The organism is Sphingorhabdus sp. Alg231-15, assembly GCF_900149705.1.
Lineage (GTDB): Bacteria > Pseudomonadota > Alphaproteobacteria > Sphingomonadales > Sphingomonadaceae > Parasphingorhabdus.
In genome coordinates, this window is record NZ_LT703001.1 from 1,931,987 (window position 1) to 1,954,236 (window position 22,250).

Annotated in this window: 22 protein-coding genes; 13 read left to right on the top strand and 9 right to left on the bottom strand. The window is 53.4% G+C overall.

Translation table 11 applies throughout. The features are described 5' to 3' along the window. Positions 1 to 136: 136 nt before the first annotated feature. On the top strand, positions 137 to 1,984 hold the full coding sequence (locus DG177_RS09550; protein WP_337658696.1) for a DUF885 domain-containing protein: 1,848 nt from the start codon (positions 137 to 139) through the stop codon (positions 1,982 to 1,984). A gap of 88 nt (positions 1,985 to 2,072) precedes the next feature. Here DG177_RS09550 and DG177_RS09555 read toward each other — a convergent pair whose 3' ends face one another. Next, positions 2,073 to 2,744 carry a hydrolase gene (locus DG177_RS09555; protein WP_337658697.1) on the bottom strand — a complete coding sequence of 224 codons (672 nt, stop codon included), beginning with the start codon at positions 2,742 to 2,744 and terminating at the stop codon, positions 2,073 to 2,075. A 137-nt stretch (positions 2,745 to 2,881) separates the two neighbouring features. On the opposite strand from DG177_RS09555, the gene DG177_RS09560 reads away from it, so the two are divergent. Continuing rightward, positions 2,882 to 3,787: a LysR substrate-binding domain-containing protein gene (locus tag DG177_RS09560; RefSeq protein ID WP_108811262.1), complete on the top strand. Its 906-nt coding sequence runs from the start codon at positions 2,882 to 2,884 to the stop codon at positions 3,785 to 3,787. A 101-nt stretch (positions 3,788 to 3,888) separates the two neighbouring features. Further along, positions 3,889 to 5,403, top strand: a complete 1,515-nt coding sequence (locus DG177_RS09565; RefSeq protein WP_108811263.1) for a hypothetical protein — start codon at positions 3,889 to 3,891, stop codon at positions 5,401 to 5,403. A gap of 12 nt (positions 5,404 to 5,415) precedes the next feature. Here DG177_RS09565 and DG177_RS09570 read toward each other — a convergent pair whose 3' ends face one another. Beyond that, complete coding sequence (locus DG177_RS09570) at positions 5,416 to 5,889, bottom strand: MarR family winged helix-turn-helix transcriptional regulator (protein ID WP_337658698.1); 474 nt, start codon at positions 5,887 to 5,889, stop codon at positions 5,416 to 5,418. An 8-nt stretch (positions 5,890 to 5,897) separates the two neighbouring features. Then, positions 5,898 to 7,061, bottom strand: coding sequence for an Acg family FMN-binding oxidoreductase (locus DG177_RS09575; protein ID WP_337658699.1), 1,164 nt, complete (start codon positions 7,059 to 7,061; stop codon positions 5,898 to 5,900). Positions 7,062 to 7,443: 382 nt separating this feature from the next. Here DG177_RS09575 and DG177_RS09580 point away from each other — a divergent pair, with 382 nt between their 5' ends. Continuing rightward, on the top strand, positions 7,444 to 7,737 hold the full coding sequence (locus DG177_RS09580) for a hypothetical protein (RefSeq protein ID WP_108811266.1): 294 nt from the start codon (positions 7,444 to 7,446) through the stop codon (positions 7,735 to 7,737). 60 nt (positions 7,738 to 7,797) lie between these two features. Here DG177_RS09580 and DG177_RS09585 read toward each other — a convergent pair whose 3' ends face one another. Further along, positions 7,798 to 8,190 (bottom strand): GAF domain-containing protein, encoded by a 393-nt coding sequence (locus tag DG177_RS09585; RefSeq protein WP_337658700.1) that lies wholly within the window; start codon positions 8,188 to 8,190, stop codon positions 7,798 to 7,800. A gap of 197 nt (positions 8,191 to 8,387) precedes the next feature. On the opposite strand from DG177_RS09585, the gene argE reads away from it, so the two are divergent. The 3 genes from argE to DG177_RS09600 all read left to right on the top strand — a co-directional run bounded on the left by argE (position 8,388) and on the right by DG177_RS09600 (position 11,584). Further along, positions 8,388 to 9,551: an acetylornithine deacetylase gene (gene argE / locus DG177_RS09590; protein ID WP_108811268.1), complete on the top strand. Its 1,164-nt coding sequence runs from the start codon at positions 8,388 to 8,390 to the stop codon at positions 9,549 to 9,551. 4 nt (positions 9,552 to 9,555) lie between these two features. Next, positions 9,556 to 10,362, top strand: a complete 807-nt coding sequence (locus DG177_RS09595; protein ID WP_108811269.1) for an SDR family NAD(P)-dependent oxidoreductase — start codon at positions 9,556 to 9,558, stop codon at positions 10,360 to 10,362. Between the two features lie 160 nt (positions 10,363 to 10,522). Beyond that, positions 10,523 to 11,584 carry a fatty acid desaturase gene (locus DG177_RS09600; RefSeq protein ID WP_108811270.1) on the top strand — a complete coding sequence of 354 codons (1,062 nt, stop codon included), beginning with the start codon at positions 10,523 to 10,525 and terminating at the stop codon, positions 11,582 to 11,584. Here DG177_RS09600 and DG177_RS09605 read toward each other — a convergent pair. Both DG177_RS09605 and DG177_RS09610 read right to left on the bottom strand, forming a co-directional pair. Further along, positions 11,581 to 12,261 carry a cupin domain-containing protein gene (locus DG177_RS09605; protein WP_108811271.1) on the bottom strand — a complete coding sequence of 227 codons (681 nt, stop codon included), beginning with the start codon at positions 12,259 to 12,261 and terminating at the stop codon, positions 11,581 to 11,583. The genes DG177_RS09600 and DG177_RS09605 overlap by 4 nt on opposite strands. A gap of 14 nt (positions 12,262 to 12,275) precedes the next feature. Continuing rightward, positions 12,276 to 12,896, bottom strand: a complete 621-nt coding sequence (locus tag DG177_RS09610) for a glutathione S-transferase N-terminal domain-containing protein (RefSeq protein ID WP_108811272.1) — start codon at positions 12,894 to 12,896, stop codon at positions 12,276 to 12,278. Positions 12,897 to 12,991: 95 nt separating this feature from the next. On the opposite strand from DG177_RS09610, the gene DG177_RS09615 reads away from it, so the two are divergent. Together DG177_RS09615 and DG177_RS09620 are read left to right on the top strand one after the other, a co-directional pair. Then, positions 12,992 to 13,546, top strand: a complete 555-nt coding sequence (locus DG177_RS09615; protein ID WP_108811273.1) for a TetR family transcriptional regulator — start codon at positions 12,992 to 12,994, stop codon at positions 13,544 to 13,546. Beyond that, positions 13,547 to 14,503 (top strand): YeeE/YedE thiosulfate transporter family protein, encoded by a 957-nt coding sequence (locus DG177_RS09620; RefSeq protein WP_108811274.1) that lies wholly within the window; start codon positions 13,547 to 13,549, stop codon positions 14,501 to 14,503. On the opposite strand, the gene DG177_RS09625 is transcribed toward DG177_RS09620, so the two are convergent. Genes DG177_RS09625 through DG177_RS09635 form a run of 3 tightly spaced genes read right to left on the bottom strand, consistent with a single transcriptional unit; the run spans position 14,490 to position 17,049 of the window. After that, positions 14,490 to 14,969, bottom strand: a complete 480-nt coding sequence (locus DG177_RS09625; protein WP_108812906.1) for an asparaginase domain-containing protein — start codon at positions 14,967 to 14,969, stop codon at positions 14,490 to 14,492. The genes DG177_RS09620 and DG177_RS09625 overlap by 14 nt on opposite strands. Next, positions 14,969 to 15,469: a DUF3291 domain-containing protein gene (locus DG177_RS09630; RefSeq protein ID WP_108811275.1), complete on the bottom strand. Its 501-nt coding sequence runs from the start codon at positions 15,467 to 15,469 to the stop codon at positions 14,969 to 14,971. Before DG177_RS09630 ends, DG177_RS09625 begins: the two co-directional genes overlap by 1 nt. Beyond that, positions 15,466 to 17,049, bottom strand: coding sequence for a lysine--tRNA ligase (locus DG177_RS09635; RefSeq protein WP_108812907.1), 1,584 nt, complete (start codon positions 17,047 to 17,049; stop codon positions 15,466 to 15,468). The genes DG177_RS09630 and DG177_RS09635 overlap by 4 nt, the downstream gene beginning before the upstream one ends. Positions 17,050 to 17,161: 112 nt before the next feature. Here DG177_RS09635 and DG177_RS09640 point away from each other — a divergent pair, with 112 nt between their 5' ends. From DG177_RS09640 to DG177_RS09655, 4 genes are read left to right on the top strand one after another with little or no spacing between them, the layout of a single operon-like run. Further along, the gene (locus tag DG177_RS09640; RefSeq protein WP_108811276.1) at positions 17,162 to 17,728 is read left to right on the top strand and encodes an NnrU family protein; all 567 of its coding nucleotides are present in this window, start codon (positions 17,162 to 17,164) and stop codon (positions 17,726 to 17,728) included. A 15-nt stretch (positions 17,729 to 17,743) separates the two neighbouring features. Further along, on the top strand, positions 17,744 to 18,904 hold the full coding sequence (locus tag DG177_RS09645; RefSeq protein ID WP_108811277.1) for a hypothetical protein: 1,161 nt from the start codon (positions 17,744 to 17,746) through the stop codon (positions 18,902 to 18,904). Further along, positions 18,901 to 21,684 carry a helicase C-terminal domain-containing protein gene (locus tag DG177_RS09650; RefSeq protein ID WP_108811278.1) on the top strand — a complete coding sequence of 928 codons (2,784 nt, stop codon included), beginning with the start codon at positions 18,901 to 18,903 and terminating at the stop codon, positions 21,682 to 21,684. The genes DG177_RS09645 and DG177_RS09650 overlap by 4 nt, the downstream gene beginning before the upstream one ends. Beyond that, the gene (locus DG177_RS09655) at positions 21,681 to 22,223 is read left to right on the top strand and encodes a histidine phosphatase family protein (protein WP_108811279.1); all 543 of its coding nucleotides are present in this window, start codon (positions 21,681 to 21,683) and stop codon (positions 22,221 to 22,223) included. The genes DG177_RS09650 and DG177_RS09655 overlap by 4 nt, the downstream gene beginning before the upstream one ends. The last annotated feature ends 27 nt before the right edge of the window (positions 22,224 to 22,250 follow it).

Sequence of the window (22,250 nt, forward strand, 5' to 3'; positions counted from 1 at the left end):
ACGAGGTTGGGCAACGACCGACACAGAATCGAAGATCAACGACCGACTCCTTTCGACCAACGACATCGGCAATCGTTGCAGGTGAAACCAAGGCGTGTTAGCCGTGCATAACAGCTTTTAAAATTAGGGAAATATCATGATCAAAAAGTCTCTTGTTCTCCTTGCGGGTGCGAGTCTGCTGGCCGCCACCTCGGCCGCCCACGCCCACAACGTATCCATCGCCAGCACAGCGGCAGCACAAGAGGATACCACCCAAAAGAAAACCGTGCGCGCGACCACAGAGAGTGAAAAGTTAAAGCAGCTTTTCGCACAGAGTGATGAAGACAGTTTACGGCGCAATCCTATTGGTGGCCTGTTCCGAGGTGACGAGCGCTATGCCGATCGTCTGGGTGACTATATCAGCGACGAATATTTCGCTGCCGAACTGGCTGCAGAAGAAAAGGAGCTGGCCGCGTTGACGGCGATTGACCGCAGCAAACTGAGTGTCACCGACAAGATTGCCTATGACGTTTTCATGCGGAACAAGAAACAGGCGATCAAAGGCATGTCCAAAGAGATTATGGACCTGACCGTTGTCCGCCCGCTCAATCATTTTAGCGGCTTTCACACTTTCTACCCAACCTTTGCGTCCGGCAAGGGTGCGGCACCGTTCAAGACGGTCAAAAATTACGAAGACAATCTGAAACGGCATGCCGAGTTTATCACGCTAATCGACCGTTCGGTTGGCCGGTTCCGTCAGGGCATGGACAGCGGCGTGGTGGAAACCAAGCTGACTGTTGGCAATGTGGTCGAGCAGCTCGCCACACAAATTGGACTGGGCCTCGAAAACAGTCCGTTCATGGCGCCTACCAAAGCATTTCCGGAAGATTTCAGCGAAGCGGACAAAACCCGCTTGACCGCTGAATATGAAGCGATGACCACGAAGATATTCGCCTCTTATCAGACCATGCATGATTTCCTGAAAAACGAATATCTGCCGGTCGCCCGCGAAGGCGTTGGCCTGTCTTACATGAAAGGCGGCGACGTGATGTACAAACATCTCATCGAGGGCACGACAACGCTGCCACTGGAAGCCGACTATATCCATAAACTTGGCGTTAGCGAAGTCGCCCGGATCAAGACTGAAATGGAAGCGATTAAAGACGAAGTCGGTTTCAAGGGCACCTTGTCCGAATTTTTCACTCACTTGCGCACCGACCCGAAATTTCACCCGGAATCCCGTGAGGCTTTGACGCAGGGCTATTATGATCTTGGCAAGGAAGTCGACAAGGTGATCGCGACCCAATTCAAGGTGCTGCCAAAATCTCCTCTTGAGATCCGCCCTTATGATGAGTCGATTGAAAAGTTTCAGGCCGGCGGTTCTTACCAGAGCGGCACCCCGGACGGTTCGCGTCCCGGCGTATTCTATTTCAACGCCTATGATCTGCCGTCCCGCAATACATCCGGCATGACCACGCTCTACCTTCATGAAGGCGCACCCGGTCACCATTTCCAGATTTCGCTGGCACAGGAAAATGAGGCTTTACCCAAGTTCATGCGCTTTGGCGGTAATACTGCCTTTGTCGAAGGCTGGGCGCTTTATTCCGAGAAGCTGGGCTTTCCGATGGGAATGTTCGATGATCCCTACCAGCGTTTCGGCCATCTCGACGACGAAATGCTCCGCGCCATGCGGCTGGTGGTTGATACCGGCCTGCACAGCAAGAAATGGACGCGCGAACAGGCCATCCAGTACATGCTGGACAATAGCAGCATGGGTAAAACCGATGCGACCGCCGAAGTCGAACGCTATATTGCGATCCCGTCACAGGCACTCGCCTACAAAATCGGCGCTCTGACCATTCAGCGGCTGAAGAAAAAAGCGCAGGACAGTCTCGGTGACAAATTCGATCCACGCGAGTTTCATGATCAAGTACTGAACACCGGCTCTTTGCCTATGACCGTGCTGGAGAAGAAAATCGACGACTGGATCGTTACCCAGAGCTAAAGCCTCGCCTGTCTCTTGGGCTTTATAATTTTTAGGCGCTCGACAGCTTAGCAATTGCTGTCGAGCGCCTTTGCGTATCTGCTGGTCTTTATTGAATTGGTGGATGGCCGGTAAGTCCTACCCCTTTGGCGACTTCGTCAGCATGCTCGGCGGTCGCGAGAAAATTGTTCATCGCAGCATAATATTGCGGCATGTGGTGGGCGAGAAGCGTGCCAATATGGGCGCCGTTGACCTGGGTATTGGCACATAACTCTGCAAGCACCGCCACCCAAGTTGTTACTATGGCCCCCGCAGCAGCGAGTCGCTGGGTTGTAATCTCGGTAATCTCTTTATTGAAATCGGCGCAAGCGTCGATCACAACATAGACTTCATAGCCTTCACGCAGCGCCGAAATCGCAGGGAATGCTGCACAGACTTCGGTAGCGAGACCGGAGATGACGAGCTTCTTGCGCCCAGTTGCTTGAACCGCTTTTCGCGAGGATTCGTCATTCCAGAAGTTCACAAAGGGTCGATCTATAATTTCGACATCCGGAAACACTTCGACCAGCTCCGGCATTGTCGGGCCATTGGGTCCAAGCGGCCAGCTCGTCCCCATAATGACCGGGATATCAAATGCCTTTGCTGTCTTTGCATGACCAAGAATGTTATTCTTCAGGTGCAGCGGCTCCATCGAGGTCAGGAACTGGAATAACCCGACTTGATGATCAATCATGAGAAAGGCACAATTGTCGGGTGTGAGTTCGGAAGTTGGAAGGGTCATTATGAATATTCTCCATTTCATGAATTGATCAACACTGGTTATTGGGTGTTAAAGCCCTATATCCACTGTGGAATATTGACCCTCAGACAGCGGGAAATCCATGAACAGCTTCAGATCGCAGCATTGTTGAAACCGGTATGATCATTGCAGAAATCATCGATGCGCAAGTATTGATCGCCCTTGAACGTCACCTCAACTTCAAGGCAGCGGCGGCATCATTACATATGCCGGCAGCCTCTTTCAGTCGGCGCTTACAGAAGATGGAGGAGCGAGCCGGTGTAAAACTTTTTACGCGGAGCAGCCGGTCAGTGAATACGACCGAGGCCGTTCTGGCAATCTTGGACCATGCCCGGCGTATGGTGGAGGAAGCGCAGAGCGTAGAAACAATACTGGCGCGCACCTCCGAACGCATAGCAGGAGATTTGAAAGTTACCGCTCCGACAATTTTGGGCCAGGCTTTGCTGGCACCAGCCATCGGATCGTTCCTTCAAACCTATCCAGAGGTCAATCTCAGCATTGATCTTTCCGACAGAGCTGTCGACTTCATTGCCGAAGGCTTCGATGTCGGCCTGCGTGTTGGACCGTCGCAGGACCAAAGCCTGATCTCTAAGAATATTGGCATGGTGACGGCTAGCCTCTATGCTTCGGACAGCACGCTTCGCAGTCTCGGACCGATTGAGGATATCGGGACGCTTGCCGACAAACCGCTAGCGCTTCTCCATCACGGTATGCGCAGCGCACCATCATTGATCCTGACTGATCAGGCAGGCGAAAATCACACGATCGATCTGAAACCGCGATTGATCGCGATGAACCCATGGCTACTGATGGCACTTGCAAAGTCGGAGACGATGATCGCAGTTTTGCCGGATATATTGGTGGACCGATCGACGGAACCGCCATCCCTTCAACGGATACTCCCGGCCTATTATGCGCGTTCAGTACCCGTTTCCATCGCTTTTCCCTCTCGCAGACTGATCGCGCCTCATGCGCGCGCCTTCATCGATTTTATGGGAAGGGAGCTTGCAGGCCTCGGCCGTTGAGGCGGGAAGATTTTCGAATGAATCGATTGATATTCAAAAGTCTCTGTTGCCCGTATAGCCACCCCCGATTAGTGTAATATACAATATAGGGGCAATATTACATGTTTCGTTCTCTTCTTCTGGCCATTTTTTCATTGATGCTCGTGGCGCCAGCTCAGGCGGCTTGGCATGAAGCCAGCAGCGACCATTTCATCGTCTATTCCAATCAGAGTGAAAAGGCCGTTCGTAAATTTGCCGACCGACTGGAGCGTTATCATGACACCATGCGCTTGCTGTTCAATAGACCGACAACAAAACCCAGCCCGTCCAATCGGGTCACCATCTATGTCGTAAAAAATCTTGGCGATGTGCGCGCTCTTCATGGCGGGGACGTCAAGAATATCGGCGGCTTCTATATTCCGCGCGCTGGCGGCTCGTTGGCAATTGTAGCGAAGGTCAAGAGTTCGCGTACGGAGATGTCGCAATCCGAGCTAATCCTGCTCCACGAATATGCCCATCATTTCCTGATGGCATCAGCTGCTCGAACCTATCCGCGCTGGCTTAACGAGGGATTTGCGGAATTTTATGGCACCGCCAAATTCGGTGGAGACGGAAGCGTTAGCGTCGGTCTTTCCTCAAAGGGCCGCGCCTATGAACTGGCACTAGCCAAGGACGTACCCATAGAGCTGCTCCTCGATACCAAAGCATATGCCGAGAAAAAGTCAAAAGGATATGATTCCTTTTACGGGCAGAGTTGGGCGCTCTATCATATGCTCCATTTCTCACCGGACCGAAAAGGGCAGCTGTCAGAATATGTTGCTCGTCTTGCGCAGAGCGCAGACGAAATGGCTGCAGCCAAAGGTGCATTTGGCGATCTCGATCAGTTGGACAAAGACCTCAACCGTTACCTTCGACAACGCAAAATCACGACATATCATATTCCCGGAGACCTTCTGAAAACAGGTAAGATTAATGTACGCAGGCTGCGCGCTGGCGAAGAAGACATCATGCCCCTGCTGATCCGTTCCAAACGCGGCGTGAACACCGAACAAGCATCAGAGATCGTGCTGGAAGCAAGGATAGTTGCTGCGGAGCATCCAAATGACCCCGCTGTCCTCGCTGCCTTGGCCGAAGCAGAATATGATGCTGGAAACAATGCCGAAGCAATCGCTGCAGCGGACCGTGCATTGGTGCTAAACCCTAAAGAGATCAACGCACATATCCAGAAAGGCTATGCGTTGGCTCGACTGGCTCCTGATGCAGAAGACGAAGCCGCCGCATGGAAGAAAATGCGCCGACAATTTGTGAAGCTGAACAAAATCGAAAATGATCATCCCATTCCACTAATTCAATTTTATCGCAGCTACCGGGAACAGGGCATGGATCCGCCGATGATCGCTATAGATGGCCTTGCCCATGCATTGGACCTGGCGCCTTATGACAATGGATTACGCTGGATGATGGCCAACGAGTTTATTTTGCAGAAGAAATATGACTGGGCCGCCCATACGCTCGGTCCGCTTGCCCATAGCCCGCATCAGACAAATTTGACGGAACGCGCACAAGCTTTGCTGAAAGAGGCCGAAGCCAAGGCATTGGAAGCAAAAAACGATAAAGAGACGGCTGTCGGTTCCTGAGTGGAAACAAGGTCAGCTTCGCAAGCGATCCAGAAACACCCTGATACGGTTTAAATGCGGCAAAATCGCCTGCCAGTCTGTTTCGGGAATATTTTGGCGCAGTATCTTCGCCATGGGTGCGAGCGCTGCCACTGCATCATTTCTGAGCTGCGCTCCAGCCGCTGTTACGGCGACCCGTCTGATCCGGCGATCATCGGGTTCGTGGATCAATTCCACCAGCCCCTTGTCTTCCAGCTTGCGAACGGTTGATGACATGGTCGGCTGAGCGACTTGCATGGCACTGGCAAGCTCACTGATGGTTTCCCGGACATTCAGTCGCAGAAGATGGTTGAGCACCGAAAATTGCGCCACGGTCATACCTTTGGGCAAATGCGCCTGGAACAGGTTATCAGCAAGCTGGTTGATGATTCCTATTTCGGTCATCACTGCAAATTCAATCGGATCGCCTTCCAGTCCTGCCGGCTTGGCTTCTGCATCTTTGGTCATAACTCCCTTTAGACGTTCAGGATGAGTGATTCTACCGGCCATCTGGGTGAGGCTTCCGGGTTAGGAGCATAGCCGAAGCGAAAGAAACCCTGAACCCTTGCCGGCGCCGCCACAGCTAGATAATCATGATATTCATCGTAAAGATCGGCCATTTCGGGAAATTCCTGCAATATCTGGCTGACTGGATGCATGGCCAGCCCCAAGGCTGAAGCGGCCTGATTAATCCGAACCCAAGCAGCACCAGACTGCAATTGTGTCGTTCGGCTATTGTCTGGCGAGATCAACCAGCCGAAGCTGCTGGTACTATCCAGTATCTCCTTATACATGGAAATGCCGGACTCATAAGCGGTTGACCCCTTGGTCGCGAGCGCCTCGCGCGAGACCACGCCGCTCAGCCGCATCGCTTCCATCATTGGTCCACTCATATCAATGCCATCCGGATTGGCATTTACCTCGGCCGCACCGATCCGCATCAAATCGACACTCTCTTTTTGGGTACGCGCAACATCATATTCTACCGACCACGCCTTCCAGTTGAGTTCCCGCAATTTGGCAACGCGCTCGGCATCGCTCGTCGTTGCAAGTGATGACGATAATTCTGGCTGCCCGGAAAATGCCATGGCCTGCAGCTTGGCAAATGTCTCTTTGTCAACGCTGCGGGGAGCAAAGGCTTCCTTGGTACTGCGGCGCTTCAATATCGTTCCGAATAGCGGATCGCGTGGAACCGATTGTTCCCTGATAAGCTTTACAGACGCAATAGGGCGGCGATCGAGAACCGGTTCGGGCTCGCCTTCGGGGAAAGGGGTGATTTCCGCACGATATCCTTTTTCTGCGGCGGCCTGGCGGAACAGTTCAAGAAATGTTCCAAAGCCAATCGTAATCTGACGATTGGGCGGGTCAGTATGCTGCAGGCGTTTTTCCAGATCGCAATAGACCGTAAAGCCGTCATCGCCTTGAAGACGAACCTGCCATGGTTGGCGATTATGTGGATTGGGCGCCAAGATAGCGTAAGCCAGCGCGTCAAGCCGTGGATCTTCGAAACCCGTTGCAGCCCGTTTCCATGGCTCCTGCGCCTTGGCAATTGAGCGTGTTCCAACATATGCTCCGAGACCGCCACCCAGCAGCACAAGCCATGCACTCCCGGTCACCAGAACTTTTCTTCGTGAAACCATATTCGAATCTCCATACTTGTCTAATATATAGATATCTATGTTAATATCAAAAAATGTCAAATATGTTCTGCTGCACAAAAGTGGGTAATTTCCCGTGCAAGGATCACTCAGACATCCGGTTTGTTGATTCAACTCGTCTGGCGTTAAGGGCAGAACAACCGTCTTCGCTATCCAAATAGCAGCAAAAAATTATAAGGCGCCGAAAGCCTTAAGAGCCAGGTTTAACCTAGCTTTTCGGCATAGTGAGAGCACTAGAAATGGACTAAAAAGTCAAACGAGTGATAACCCGCTGTTAACACTTTTTTAACTTTTTAGTTTAATAAAGGTTAACGCAATCAAAGCGAGTGGGGCATACTTAATTTGATCTGGTCTGCGATAGAAAATGACACCTGCTTACTCCCCCGAAGCGACCTTGTCCGATACAGAACGCTATGTTCTCGGATCGCTTAACCAAGCCTGGCCGTCCTCGGCTACGATGACTCCCGATGTGATCGAGTCAGAGGATAAAGGCAGCAATCCTGCGCTGTTTGTCGACACTGTCCAAACACTTAGCGATAATGGCATGATCCTCTATGAGGCATTTTTGACCGGATCGGGATCCGGACCCCGGTTTCTTGACTCGATGATCACCGCACGCGGCAAAGCCGCCTTGCAATCATCGGAAATTGACGCCTGAAATCAGGTCAGCGTCGCTTCTTCACCATTCTGAATCTGTTAAATGACAGCGTTAATATTTTTAAGCATGAATGACGGCGGATGCTAGCGCCGTGATATGCTTCAAAACACCCAATTCATTGTCGGTCAAATCCCGTGCCTCGTCATCAGCACAAGCAACCATGCCAATAGTCGATCCATCGCCATTGCGCAGCGGGACAGATGCATAAAGCCCCAGATGCTGAGTCATCGCACTTCGAGGACTACCCAATTGTGCAATATCTATATCCGGATTGTTGGCTGCCCATCCGGCATCGCAAGCCACGGCAGTATGCGAAACTTTACGTGTAGTGGCACATTCGTTTTCAGTATCATGATCGTACAGAGTAATCGTTGCTATTGGCGTCGCGAGCAATTTCGCAGCCAGTCCAGCCAGCAGGTCCAGGTCCTGTTCTACGGAATTGTCTCTGTTCATAAGCGATTTGGAACCTTTGATCTCAGACCGGTTTACAAAATTTTTTTTAAACATTTGGTTAACCATCCGGTAAGTCGCCCTAACCAGATTCCCTCAACTCTCCAAACAGGTCTGTGTAACTTGCTGTAAAACTGCTGAAAGATAAAGCTTTTTTTAAACTGATTCCATTCTGTTCATGCTAGGTTTATGTAATTGCTATGACAAATCTGTTACTTGAACCGGCTTTATCGACCCTCGATTCGCTTATTTCCATCGATACGACGTCCCGAAATAGCAATCTTGAATTGATCAGCTGGGTCGAGACCTATTTGTCAGGACACGGGATTCGCTCGACTCGCGTCAGCAATGCCGACGGATCCAAAGCCAATCTTTACGCAACTGTAGGTCCCGATGTCGAAGGCGGCATCATATTATCCGGTCATAGCGATGTCGTGCCGGTGGATGGACAGGATTGGTCCACCGACCCGTTTGTCGTGACCGAGCAGGATGGCTTGCTACACGGGCGTGGCACATGCGACATGAAAGGCTTCATAGCGCTCGCGCTCGCCGCCGTCCCAATGCTGAAGCAAGGCAAGCGTCCTGTGCATCTGGCCATCAGCTATGACGAGGAAGTTGGCTGTCTCGGCGCACCGGCGATGATCGAGGAAATTGCCGCGACCCTGCCGCAACCTGCTCTGGCAATTATCGGCGAACCGACGATGATGAAGGTTGTCACGGGTCACAAGGGCATCTGCGTCCATGAAGTGGAAATACTGGGTCATGAAGCACATAGCAGCCTTACTCATCTAGGCGTTTCCGCGAACATGGTGGCAATCGAACTGATGCATGACCTTGCCGATCTGGCTCGGCAATTGTGGGAGAAAGCCGACACCGACTCTCCGTTCACACCGCCACATGCCACGCTGACGATCGGCAAGATGGAAGGCGGCACTGCAGCCAACATATTAGCCCGTCGCGCGCATTTTGTTTTTGATCTGCGCTGCCCTCCTGATGTCGACCCCGATATGATTTTGCAACCATTCAAGGCAAAAGCAGCCGCCATCGACGCGCAGCTGAAAGAAGCTTTTCCCGGCACTGGCGTCCGCGTGGAACAGCTGTCCAACGCTCCCCCACTGGATCAATCGGGTTCCCGGGAAGCAGAAGCCTTTGTCCGCAAACTTACCGGTGACAATATGCCCGCCGGGGTCGTTTCCTATGCCGCCGAAGCGGGCCAGTTTCAGCAGGCCGGTTTTCCAACCGTGGTTTGCGGACCCGGATCGATTGAACAGGCTCATCAGCCCAATGAATATATCAGCATCGATCAATTCTCGCGCGGCGCTGACTTTATGCTAAGATTGGCAGAAGAACTGCAACAGGAGTAAAGGAATGGGCAAATTGTCTCGCTATGCCGGACGCACCGCTCTGGTGACCGGAGCCGGTGATGGCATTGGCAAGATGCTCGCGTTGAAACTGGCAGAAGCGGGTGTGACGGTTTGTGTTCAGGACATCCGTGAAGACGCCGCAGCAGAGGTCGCGAAAAATATAGGCAGCAACGCCTTTGCAATGGCTTTCGATATAAGTGACCGTGCCGCTGTCGCAGAGGCGGCTGACCAGTTCGCGCGGGACTATAGCGATCTGGCGATGCTTTGGATCAACGCAGGCGTGGGCGTTGGAGCATCGATCCTGGAAGGCAAGCCCGATCAGGTGCGCTGGGCCTATGATGTTAATATCCTCGGCGCGATCTGGACGGCACAATGCTTTGTCCCCCTGCTGCAAGGCGATCCGCGCCATGTTGGGATTACCGCCTCGACCGCAGCGCTGCGCGCGCCCGAGGGCGACTTTCCGCTCTATGCCGCAACCAAACACGGCACCATGGCAGTGGCCGAGGCGCTACGCGGCGAGCTGTCTGCCAAGGATATTGAAACCACAATATTATGCCCGGGCCTGCTCAACACCGAAATCTGGGATGGTGCGAAGGCCCGACCAGAGCGTTTTGGCGGAGAGCGGCGGATGGACCCGAAAATTGCCGGCATGTGGCGGGATGCAAAAACACCCGATGCCATGTGGCCCGATATTGAACGGGTGATGGCGGCAGGCGGCGGTACATTGGTTTGCGCAACAGATAATGGCGACACCGGCGCCGCTATGCGTCAGCGGATCGATGCGATCGAAAATGGTCTGGTCGAACTTTAGCGTTCAAGCGGCCAAAAGGTTGAATGGTAGCCGCTAAGACCAATCACCAATGATCATCAGATAAGACCTGCAACGCCGATTTACGGTACGGAATGCTTGGGTTGTTGCAGGTCATGCAAAATGATGGCTTTTTGGCGGAAATTAGCCTATTATAGCGATCATGACAGTTGTTAAAGCCGCCCGACCTACTGATGTTTTTTCCCGCGATGAATGGGGGCGCTTGACGTGTGTATCACCCTCGCGAGGCCTTTGGTTGACCCTGCATGGCTGGTTGACGATTGCGGCTATATTGGCGGGTACGGCCTTGTTATGGGATTGGCACTGGCTAGCGGGCCTCATCGCTTTCCCCTTTGCCGTCGCTATTGTCGGCGGGCGCCAATTGGGTCTCTCAATCTTGATGCACGAAGGCGCGCATGGTCTGCTTCATCCCAATCGTAAGATTAACAATTTTGTCGGACAATGGCTGACTGGCGCAGCGACTGGAAGCGACCTCCACAGCTACAGAGCCTATCACCTGACCCATCACAAATATACGCAACAGCCGGAAGATCCTGATCTTGGGTTGTCAAAACCGTTTCCCACGACACCAGCCAGCATGAAGCGCAAAGCTATTCGCGATTTGACTGGGCAGACTTTCTTGAAACAGCGCAGCGGCCAGATGATAGCGGCGTGGCTTGGTCTGAAGGCAATGCTGCGGGGATCGCCCTCGGCCAAGGGCAATGGCAAGAGGGACACGTCTGCCGGCACGGCATTTAATCGTGGTGGTGCCGCAGGTGTTTCAGCTCCGGTAACGGATTTGGACGGAGCAATGCGCACCACAAGGACGGTCGGGCGCTTTATTCTGATCCAGTTAATTGTTCTGGCGGTCAGCCTCCTCACATTGGGGGTCATTCCGTTTCTTATTTGGATTATCGCACTTGCCACGACCTTTCAGCTGGTCTTGCGTATTCGCAATATTGCCGAACATGCCTGCACCACTACGGGAAGCGGGGATCCGTTCACCCACGCCCGAACCACTTATGCGAACCTGCTTGAGCGCACGACGGTCGCGCCCTATTGGGTGAACTATCATAGCGAGCATCACCTGTTCATGGGCGTGCCGTGCTATAACCTGCCTAAGGCGCACGCATTATTGTTGGCGGCAGGCCTGGACAAGCGAATGACGATCGCGAGCGGATATCGGGATGTTTTGAAACAGGTGACCCGGCCCGCCACAGCCTAGGCGGAAAATTTCCCAAGTTTTTCAGCTGTCAGATGGCCGGTTTTTGTCCAGGCCAGACATCCCTCTTCACTATAGGGTGTGTGCATCCATCCCGGCGGTGTGCGATCCCATGTGCCAGTAGGATAATCACCATGTTCGTCTGACAGGCTGCCTTCCAGTATGTAGGTTTCACTACCGCCTTCATGGACATGCTCGGGATAGCTGCTGCCCGGCGCCCATCTTACGATCTTTACATCCTCTCCTTCAAAGTGATGTAACCAGGCAAAATCCACACCGGGCGCACCACCGTCTTCAAATTCCAGCGCGTTGATATCGAGCGAAAAATGCGCAGTATCTGCCTGGTCAAATTGATGGAGTTTCACCAATATGACACAGCCGTCCTGACTATGCGGCTTGTGACTGGTCCCGATCGGATTGCGCACATAAGTGCCCGCCGGAAAATTACCATGCTCGTCAGAGAATATGCCGTCGACAACCAGAAATTCCTCACCGCCGCTATGGACGTGCGGATCAAAATAGCTGCCAGGGGCATAGCGCACCAATGACGTCGCGCGCGCGACCTCACCGCCTACCCGGTCCAGCATTTTGCGCTCGACGCCTGCCAAGGGAGAAGGCACCCAGTGCATATCCTCGGGCCGAAGAACCACGGGTTTATTGAAATCGGCGTTGATTCTCATTTGCGAGTCTCCATTCAACCGGCAATGCTCGGACGAGCTTCCACCTTTGCGCGCCACTGCGCAAGATTTTTACAATCCGCAGGGGTTTCGACGCCAGCAAAATCGGCAAAACCAAGACCGGCAAAGGCCGTAATGTCGGCGACCGAGAACGTATCGCCGGCAAGATAAGCTTGCTCAGCCAGCACACCATCAAGGTAGTACATGGTCGAGACAGCCCGTTCCTTTTGATGGTTGCCCCATTCCGCGCACTGATAGATTTCTATCGCTTCCCCCAGTCCGGGCGTAGCATGATGAAAATAGGTGCCGACCGCGTCGAGCAATCCCGCCTCGGCGCGGCGCTGCATCATCGCGATCACCCCGCGCTCTTTCGGCGTTTTTCCGGTCAGCTCCTGCTCATCGGTCAGATTATCGATATATTCCGTGATCGCACTGCATTCCGAGATGGTCGTCCCGTCGTCCAGTTCCAGCACTGGCACGGCCGCTGATGGATTCTTCTTCACAAATTCAGGTCTCCGATGTTCGCCTTCGGGTACATTGATGGAGATGAATTCAACTTGATCGAACAAGCCTTTTTCTTTCAGCGCAATGCGAACACGCGCCGGATTGGGGAAACCTTCAAAATCATAAATCTTCATGGTCAGGGCCTTTCTTGCTAATTACCTATCGATAGGTAGGTATCACTGGAATCACACTTGATCAACCCCTATCTTGTGATAGGTAAACGAAACAGGTGGGAGCATGCACGATTAGCAAGCGCGAACAGATATTGGATATTGCCGAACGCGGCTATCGCCAAGGCGGCTTTGCGGGGCTTAGCTTTCGCGACATTGCTGCTGCGCTCGATATGAAAAGTGCGTCGGTACACTATCATTTCCCGCACAAGGAAGATCTCGGCAAGGCTGTGGTCGAACGATATACTGAAAACTTGCTGGATAGTCTGGGTGCACCAGACGCACCAAGCGATACCGTAAAAAATCGCCTCGCCCGCTTGGTGAACGCCTATCAAGCGGCCTATGCTGAAGGTGAAAGCAGCTGCCTGTGCGCGGTCCTGGGATCGGTTAGTCCGCAGTTACCTCTTGCTGTACAAGAGGCGGTGAACAGCTATTTCACGCGGCTTATGACATGGACAGAAACAGCTCTGGCCGAAACGGAGCCGTCCTCAAATCTCAACGCCCCTCATATTATTTCCGCCTTGCAAGGAGCAATGATCCTGTCGGTCGCTATGGGTGATGCGCGCTATCTTGATGAGGTTGCAGAGAATGTAGCTGGAAAGAGTGATATTTAGGTGACGGCCTTCCTGATCATTCCCTTGGCTTTTCTGCTTGGCTTTGCGTTGGTTCGGGCAGCAACTTGTACCGTTGCAGCTACGATGCGCTGGATAGATGATGGTAAGATGGACTGGTTGTTCGGCTTGCTTATCGTTGCATCCTGGGCTGGGCTGGTATTGTTTCTGCTTCTGCAATATTCCGGACGGGCCCATATTCCTGTCGACATCGAAATTGGCTGGCAGCTGTTTTTCGGCGCGGCAATCATGGGGGTGGGGGCGCTCATTAATCGCGGCTGTTTTGTTGGCACAGTTGGTTATATTGGGGCAGGCAAGTTCAGCTATATCTTGACCTTTGTCGGTCTGGCACTCGCCATGTTATTGTTGCGTGTCGAGACGCTTAACCCCTTTGGCCCGGTGGTGGCGATCGGACGAACCGCAATCGAAGACAGTATCGTCAAGCAGGCCGTGCTGCTCGGTTTTGCATCCCTATCTTTGCTCAGTCTCTGGCTAATCATCGTCAAACGCAACATGGCGATGCTCGCCTTGCTCACGATCGGTGTCACTGCCGCGCTTATCTATGGCACGCGCCCGGAATGGTCCTATGCGGCGGTGCTCAATAGTCTGATCGCTGGCCAGGGCCTGTCCGTCGGCATGACGGTCGAGCTTGCGGTCATCGCTTTGTTTGCTGGAGCAGTTTTCAGCAGCTGGTTGAAAAATAAATTCCATCCGCAATTCGGGACGTGGAAGCTGGCCGCTGCAAATCTGGCTGGCGGGTTTCTGATGGGTATTGGTGCTGCAACCGTGCCGGGTGGCAATGATGTATTACTGATGTGGACCGCGCCCGGTCTCACCTTTTATGGTGCCGTCGCTTATCTGGTGATGATCGCAACCATTGCGGCCATGCTGTTGGCCATGCCCTATGTCACAAAAGCCATCGCCCGGAGCCCGTGGTTGCAGAAACCTATGCGCGAATGAAACGGTGCGCGTCGCGATCCTTCTTGGTAATCGCAGGATCGAATACTTCGCCGTTCATCGCGATATAGACGCCATGTGGCAATGTCTGGGTAGCGGCCAGTGCAAAGCCGACATTAAATTCAGCATCGCTATTGCGTAAGGTTGCCGGCTGCATGGCACCCGTCAATACGATGGTTTTATTCTTTATATCCGCCAGGACCATTCCGGTCTGCACCATCGTATCAGTGCCATGCGTCACGAGAATTTTGTCCGCATCGCTGGCTGCCACTGCGTCATAAATTGCCTTCCGATCATCGTCGGTAAGCTCGAGACTATCCTTGCGCATCAGTTGCGTCACCCGGTGCGGAACATAGACATTATTTTCCATCAATATGTCGGGTAAAGGAGTCGGACCGATATGATATTCCGACAGTGCATCGAAATAAATCTTGTCGATCGTTCCGCCAGTTGTGAAAATATCGATCATCAGGCGCATTCATCCAGAACAGGAATAGCAGGCGTTCCGTCCGGCGCGTCAAACGGCTGGCGGAAAGTGAAGGCGTCGGCTGACACTCCATGCTGCTCTAGCAGGTCGATTTTCCCCAAACCTTCTTCCACCGAAGGAATATGACCGATCGGAATCCACCATAAGGCTTGATAAACATCAATATGCTCAGCCCATTCTTTGCGGCGGCGCATGATCGCAAGATGTTCCGAATTTTTGTAAACAAAATCCCCGAGCGACTGGACATCTTCCCAAACCGACATGTTCACAGCCAGACGCGGATCGTCCGGAACCGGATCAATATCGACGGCATCATTGCCCTCACCCACCAACCGCCAGACAAATCCGGGCGCTTCGTCCGCCAGTGCGTTTACCGGGTCAAGAGCATCCATAAAGTCGCCATTGGCCGGATGATCTTTCTCCCGTTTGAAACGCAGGATATTAATCTGTGCGAGATGATATCCTCTTATGTCGCTATTCATGACAGCGCCTCCGCGATCAGCTTGCGTGTATTGTCGACACCATAGAGCGCGATGAAACTGCCCATGCGCGGGCCTTGCGAGCTGCCCAGCAAGGTCTCGTAAAGCGCTTTGAACCAGTCACGCAGATTGTCGAAGCCGCCCTCTTTGCCGATTGTATAGACAATCGTCTGGATGTCCTCGGCCGCTGCATCGTCAGGCAACGCATCCAGTTCGCTGTCCAGCCGCTCCAGCGCGGCCAATTCGACGCCTTCCGGTTTCCGCCGCCGCAATGTCGGCGCGATGAAATCCTTGTGATAAGCCATCGCATTACCGATCAACTCATCCAGATCAGGATATTTCTCCGGCGTCGCATCCGGCGCATATTGACGCAAATAGCCCCAAATCTGTTCTCGGTCCGCGTCGCCCATCACACCCACCAGATTGAGCAGCAACCCGAAAGTCACCGGAATTGTATCGGACGGTACATCTCCACCGTGGACATGGTGCACAGCGTTACCCAATTGCTTGTCAGGGGCCTGCTCATGCCAGTTCGCGCGAAACTGAAAATACTCGTCCACAGCTTTTGGGATCACACCCATATGCAGCTGCTTGGCTGATTTGGGTTCGCGGAAGATATAGAAAGCAAGGCTGTTTTCGGAGCCATAGCGCAGCCATTCCTCCAGGCTCAGACCATTGCCTTTCGATTTGGAAATCTTCTCGCCTTTTTCATCCAGAAACATTTCATAGATCAGGCCGTCAGGCTTGCGGGCGCCTAGCACCTTGGCAATCTTGCCGGATTGCACACCGCTGTCCGTCAAATCCTTGCCGTACATTTCATAATCAACGCCCAGAGCAACCCAACGCATCGCCCAGTCGACTTTCCACTGCAGTTTGGCGCCGCCGGTGAGAGCGTTATGTTCAATCATCTGGCCGTCATCTTCAAACCGAACAATGCCCGCCTCAGCATCGACAATCTCGACTGGGACCTGCAGAACATGGCCAGTTTTCGGACTGATCGGCAAGATGGGTGAATAGGTTGCCTGCCGTTCCTTGCCGAGCGTGGGTAGCATGATGTCGAGAATTTGCTGGTTGCGCGCGAGCACCAGTTTCAGCGTCTCGTCAAAGGCACCGGATGTATATTGCTCGGTTGACGACATAAACTCATAGTCAAAGCCAAAGCGATCAAGAAATGCGCGCAGCATTGCGTTATTATGCGCCGCAAAACTATCATACTCTGTGTCAAACGGGTTCGGCACCTGTGTCAGCGGCTTATGCAGATGCTCGGCTAGCATATCCTGATTGGGCACATTGGTCGGCACTTTGCGAAAGCCGTCCATATCATCGGAAAAGGCAATCAACCGCGTCGAGTTGCCGGTCAATACCTCATAAGCGCGCCGGACCATGGTGGTGCGCAACACTTCGTTGAACGTACCGATATGCGGCAGGCCGGATGGCCCATATCCGGTTTCAAACAACATTGGCTCGCCACCGGGCTTGGGCGCAGGCGCACCGCGCTCACCACGATAGCGTTTGAGCAATTTGCGGGCTTCTTCAAAAGGCCATGCTTTGGATTGCTGTGCTGCTTCACGATAGTCGGTCACGATGAGATAGTCCTGTTCAATCAATTAGGTCGTTTATTTTTCTTGGTTCTGCGCCAATAGTAGCATTACCGTCTATAGCAAGTTAGAACAGCACAAAAGCAGGAGATTTCAAATGGGTGCATTGATCGCGGGCGTGTTGCTTTGGAGCATCGTTCATCTTGTCAAATCGGTCGCTCCGGGCCTGAGAACCAACATTCGGACGAAAATAGGAGAAGGCCCGCATCAAGGACTTGTGGCGTTGTTGATTGTCGCTGCGATAGCCTTGATGATCTATGGCTGGCGCACGGCTCAATATGAATTTGTCTATGATCCGCCAACCTGGGGCCGGCATCTCAATATGCTGTTGATGGTCTTTTCGATTTTCCTGTTCGGCGCAGCGCAGGGCAAATCCCAGATCAAACAGTTCATACGCCATCCGATGCTGACCGGCATGCTGGTCTGGGCCGCCGGCCATTTGATCGCAAACGGTGACAGCCGTTCAGTCGTACTTTTTGGCGGTCTCGGCCTATGGGCACTAATCTCGATTTTCACGGTTTCCCGCAACGAGGGTGTTTGGGTCAAACCAACAGAGACGGCAACGGTTGGCCGTGAGGTGATGGGCATGGTGATCGCGCTGGTGCTCTACGCTGTCTTATTCGGAGCGCATCGTTTCTATACCGGCGTCGCGCTAGTGGGCTGATTTACATCGGGCAATATGTTCAAAAACCGCTCTTATCCCTCTCTGCCAAATGATAGGTTGCTACAAGAACGAACCTTGAGGCTGAACCAAGAAGCTATCCTTTGGGAACAAGCCTATCGGCCTCGAAATTTATGGCTTTCGCTGATGTTCGTTGTGGCCTTTGTGCTGCTTTTCATAACAGCAGGAATGTATTTCCTGATCTATGGATCGGATAGCACAAAGAGCTTGGCCACCATTCTGTCTGGTCGCGAAATACAGCTAGCAGAACTATCCGAGACTATTCTGCCCTTATGCTTTATTCTTATACCGATATGGATACTGCTTAAGCTAGCTCATGATATCCGGGTATCGAGAAGTTCAAAATTGCAGATTAGCAAAAGCTTTTTGGTACATGATTTGGGAAATAAAAAAATCGCTTGGTCTCTGAAAGATGTCCTATTGGTCGAAGCGGTCCCGCTAACAAAGGGGCGTCAGCAGCTTATTTTCAACCTCTCGGATATCAACAAGCAAGGTGAAAACAAGACACTTGATACAGTAGGAATTTTTGATCCTTCCCTAATCAGGTCAGCATTGTCACATAGCCAAGTTCCACTGGAAATAGATCCATCACTTACTATTTTTGAACATGATTATGAATCGGAAATGCTTGCTCCGGGAGAAACAGTCTACTGGTCGGAGCGGCTCGGTCTGGGTGCAATTCAGCGGTCCCATATTATGATATTTGGTCTATTTGGAGCCGTATTTTCTTCTTTTGTATTTTGGGTCATTCATGTCTGGACATATGATGGCGAGAAACCAGCATTTTGGTTTCCGACGTCTGTGCTTTTCTCTCTATTGCCCATATTCCTGCTTGGGTTCCCACTGCTCGGGGCCTGGATAGAAATTCGCAAGGGCTTTCATGATCTTGTCGCAAGTATTTTTGGTAGAACGATGATCACCAATCAACGGATCATAACAACACGCCCATTTAGAAAAGAAATATATCGCGCGATAAGAAATGACATAGTTTCCGATGCTACTCTTGTTAAAGAAGGCAGGTTCGGCGGTTGGATCATGGTGGAGACATGTACGTCGGATAATGGTAGTTCCGAAATGCTGTACAACAATATCGATCTTACGGGAGTGAAGAACGCGAACGAGGCGTTGATCGCTATACAGAAAATGGCCCGTTTATGACCAATTCGTCTCTCCTTAAAAATCTCCCCTATCCATCGCTGCATGCCAGTCACAGTGGCATCTGGATATGCGGCAGCGATGGTGTATCCCGTGCGATTGGCAAGGGCGAGGCCATTGGCTGTGTAGCCGAAACACCGCATATTCTGCTCAACGCGCCGCTTATGGGTCAAAGATTGGGCTATCCCGATCTTTCCGGTCTCGACCTGCTTGAGCTGTTCGCCTTCATTCACCCGGCTCAATTTGTGGTGCCCACACCAGCCGGTCTCGCCAAAACACTGGGGCTGGAGCCGGTCGAACAGGAAGCGGAAATTGCTGGACTGTACCGCTTGGCTGCAGATCATTTATTGGCAGGACTACAAGCACCGCATTGGGCAGAACGCGAAGGCGCCTGGAGCAGCGCGCAAGCCCTCTACCGCTTGCGTTGGCCATGGGCAGGCGAAATATCCAAACGTCTCGACAAACCTCACAAGACCGAGCGCTGGCTGTTTTCGAAGCTCGAGGAATGGGAAGAAGAAACCCCTCGTCCTGCCCCGCGCGCGGTGACTATGGATGAAAGGGATACGCTGACCCAGCTTGGCTCTCTGACTGGACAAGGGTCGGAGGACCGCGAAGGTCAGAAAAGCTATGCTGCGGCGGTTGCCAAAATTTTTAATCCCCGCCGCGTGAAGGGCGCGCCGAATATGCTGCTGGCCGAGGCAGGTACCGGCATCGGCAAGACTTTGGGCTATCTTGCACCGGCATCGCTTTGGTCAGCGGAAGCGGGCGGCGCTGTCTGGATTTCGACATTCACCAAGGCCTTGCAACGGCAACTCGACCGGGAAACCCGGCGTATCTATCCGGACGAGGATATCTTCCGCAAAAAAGTCGTCGTCCGCAAAGGTCGCGAAAATTATCTCTGCCTGCTCAATCTGGAAGATGCTTTGCAAGGCGGTTTTGCCGGGCGGGCAGCGATACTCGCCCATCTGGTTGCGCGCTGGGCAGCCTATAGCAAGGACGGCGATATGGTCGGTGGCGACTTGCCCGGCTGGCTGACAACCTTGTTCCGGCGCAACGGGTCGACGGCCTTGACCGACCGGCGCGGGGAATGCGTCTATGCAGGCTGTCCCCACTACCGCAAATGTTTCATCGAAAAAGCCGCACGGGCCAGCCAGCAAGCCGATATTGTGATCGCCAATCACGCGCTGGTGATGGTCAATGCAGCGCGCGGAAGGGAACAGCAGAACGCACCCACGCGGCTGATTTTCGATGAAGGCCATCATCTTTTCGATGCCGCGGATTCCATGTTCGCCGCGCGCCTTTCCGGACAGGAATCGATCGAGATACGCCGCTGGGTGATCGGCCCGGAAAGCAAGAATCGCGGGCGCCGCCGGGGCCTTGCCGCGCGGCTTGCTGATCTCGCTTCCTATGATGACGAGGGCGGCCGCGCGATTGAAAGCGCCTGCCATGCCGCAGAAGCCCTGCCGAGCGACGGTTGGCTTCAGCGCTTGTCCGAAAGCGAACCCTTCGGACCGGTCGAAGCGCTGCTCGGCGAGGTGCGCCATATGGTGTTCGCTCGCGACGAGAGCCAGAGCGCGGATGCTGGCTATGGTCTCGAAACTGAGCTTACCGATGTGGAAGGTCCGATGATCGACGCGGTCGCCAATGCCGCGGAAGCGATTGATGCTTTACTCAAGCCCCTGGTTCGCCTTGGCCAGCGGATCGAGCATCTGATCGAGGAAGGCCCGGACTGGATGGACGGACCTGCACGTGCCCGTATGGAAGGAGCCCTATCGAGTCTCGGCTGGCGCTGCGACACTTTGTCCGGCTGGCTCGCCTTGTTGTCACGCATTGGCGGTCCGGCCGATCCCGATTTTGTCGACTGGTTGATGATCGACCGGTTTGAGGGCCGCGAATATGATATCGGCATCTGCCGTCACTGGCTTGACCCGACCATTCCCGTAACCGAGGTCGTTACCAAACCCGCCCATGGCTTGATGATCACATCGGCTACGCTGAAAGGCGGCGGCGACTGGGAGACAGCCCGCGCGCGCAGTGGCGCGGTACATCTCGACCAGGCGGTACAAGAATTTGAAGTGCCCAGCCCGTTCAATTATGCAGAGCAGGCCAAGGTCATCATCGTCACCGATGTGAAGCGCGGTGATATGGCTGGGCTGGCTGGTGCCTATGCGCAACTGATCGAAGCATCAGGCGGCGGAACATTGGGCCTGTTCACAGCAATCCGGCGGCTACGTACCGTCTATGCCCGTATTGCCGATCGCATGGCGCAAAGTGGCTTGCCGATCTACGCGCAGCATGTTGATCCCATCGATACGGGCACGCTGGTGGATATTTTTCGTGATGATCCCAAGGCCAGCCTGCTCGGCACCGATGCCTTGCGCGATGGCGTAGACGTCCCCGGCCGCAGCCTGAGGCTTGTCGTCATGGAATCTGTTCCATGGCCGCGCCCGGATATCCTGCACAAGGCCCGACGCTTGGCCGGTGGCGGCAGCGCCTATGACGACCGCATCATCCGCGCCCGGCTAGCCCAGGCCTTTGGCCGGATCATTCGGCGTGCCGATGATCATGGGCATTTCGTTATCCTGTCATCCGCTTTCCCGTCTCGCCTGCTGACCGCTTTTCCGGAGGGCACGCCAGTTGAACGCATGCCGCTCGCACAGGCATTGGCAGAAATAAAAGCGGCTAAAACCAAAACTGTGCAATCCAGTCTTTCCCCTGACATATCTTTCGGGCATGACGCTGGGCAAACGGATATTCCAGGGGATAAATCGGGCGGTATATGAAAAGACTGACACTTTTACGGCACGCCAAATCCAGCTGGGATGACCCCGTAGCCAGAGATTTCGATCGTCCGCTAAATGACAAGGGCAAGCGCGCCGCCGCGATCATAGGCAAATTTATCAAGCGCAATGCGATGTCCTTTGATCAAATCCTCGCTTCCCCGGCTGTTCGGGTTATCGAAACATTGGAACATGTCGAACCGGCGAGCGGCCTGTCTTTCGAACCAAAATGGGATCGGAAAATCTATCTGGCATCGTCGGTCACATTGATGGATGTGTTGCGCAGCGCCAATGCGGATGCCGAACATGTGCTGATGGTCGGACACAATCCAGGTCTGGAAGACCTGATCTTTGATCTGGTTCCCGATGACGGGTCTTCAGAAGCGCGTGGAGCGGTAGAAGTGAAATATCCAACGGCTGCCTTGGCCGAGCTCAGCCTGGATATCGGCAATTGGTCCGACATTGCAGACAGCTGCGCGACACTGAACCGATTCACCCGCCCCCGCGATCTCGATCCGGAATTGGGACCTGACTATAATTAGCGGGTAGTGAAGTCGGACTTGGATACA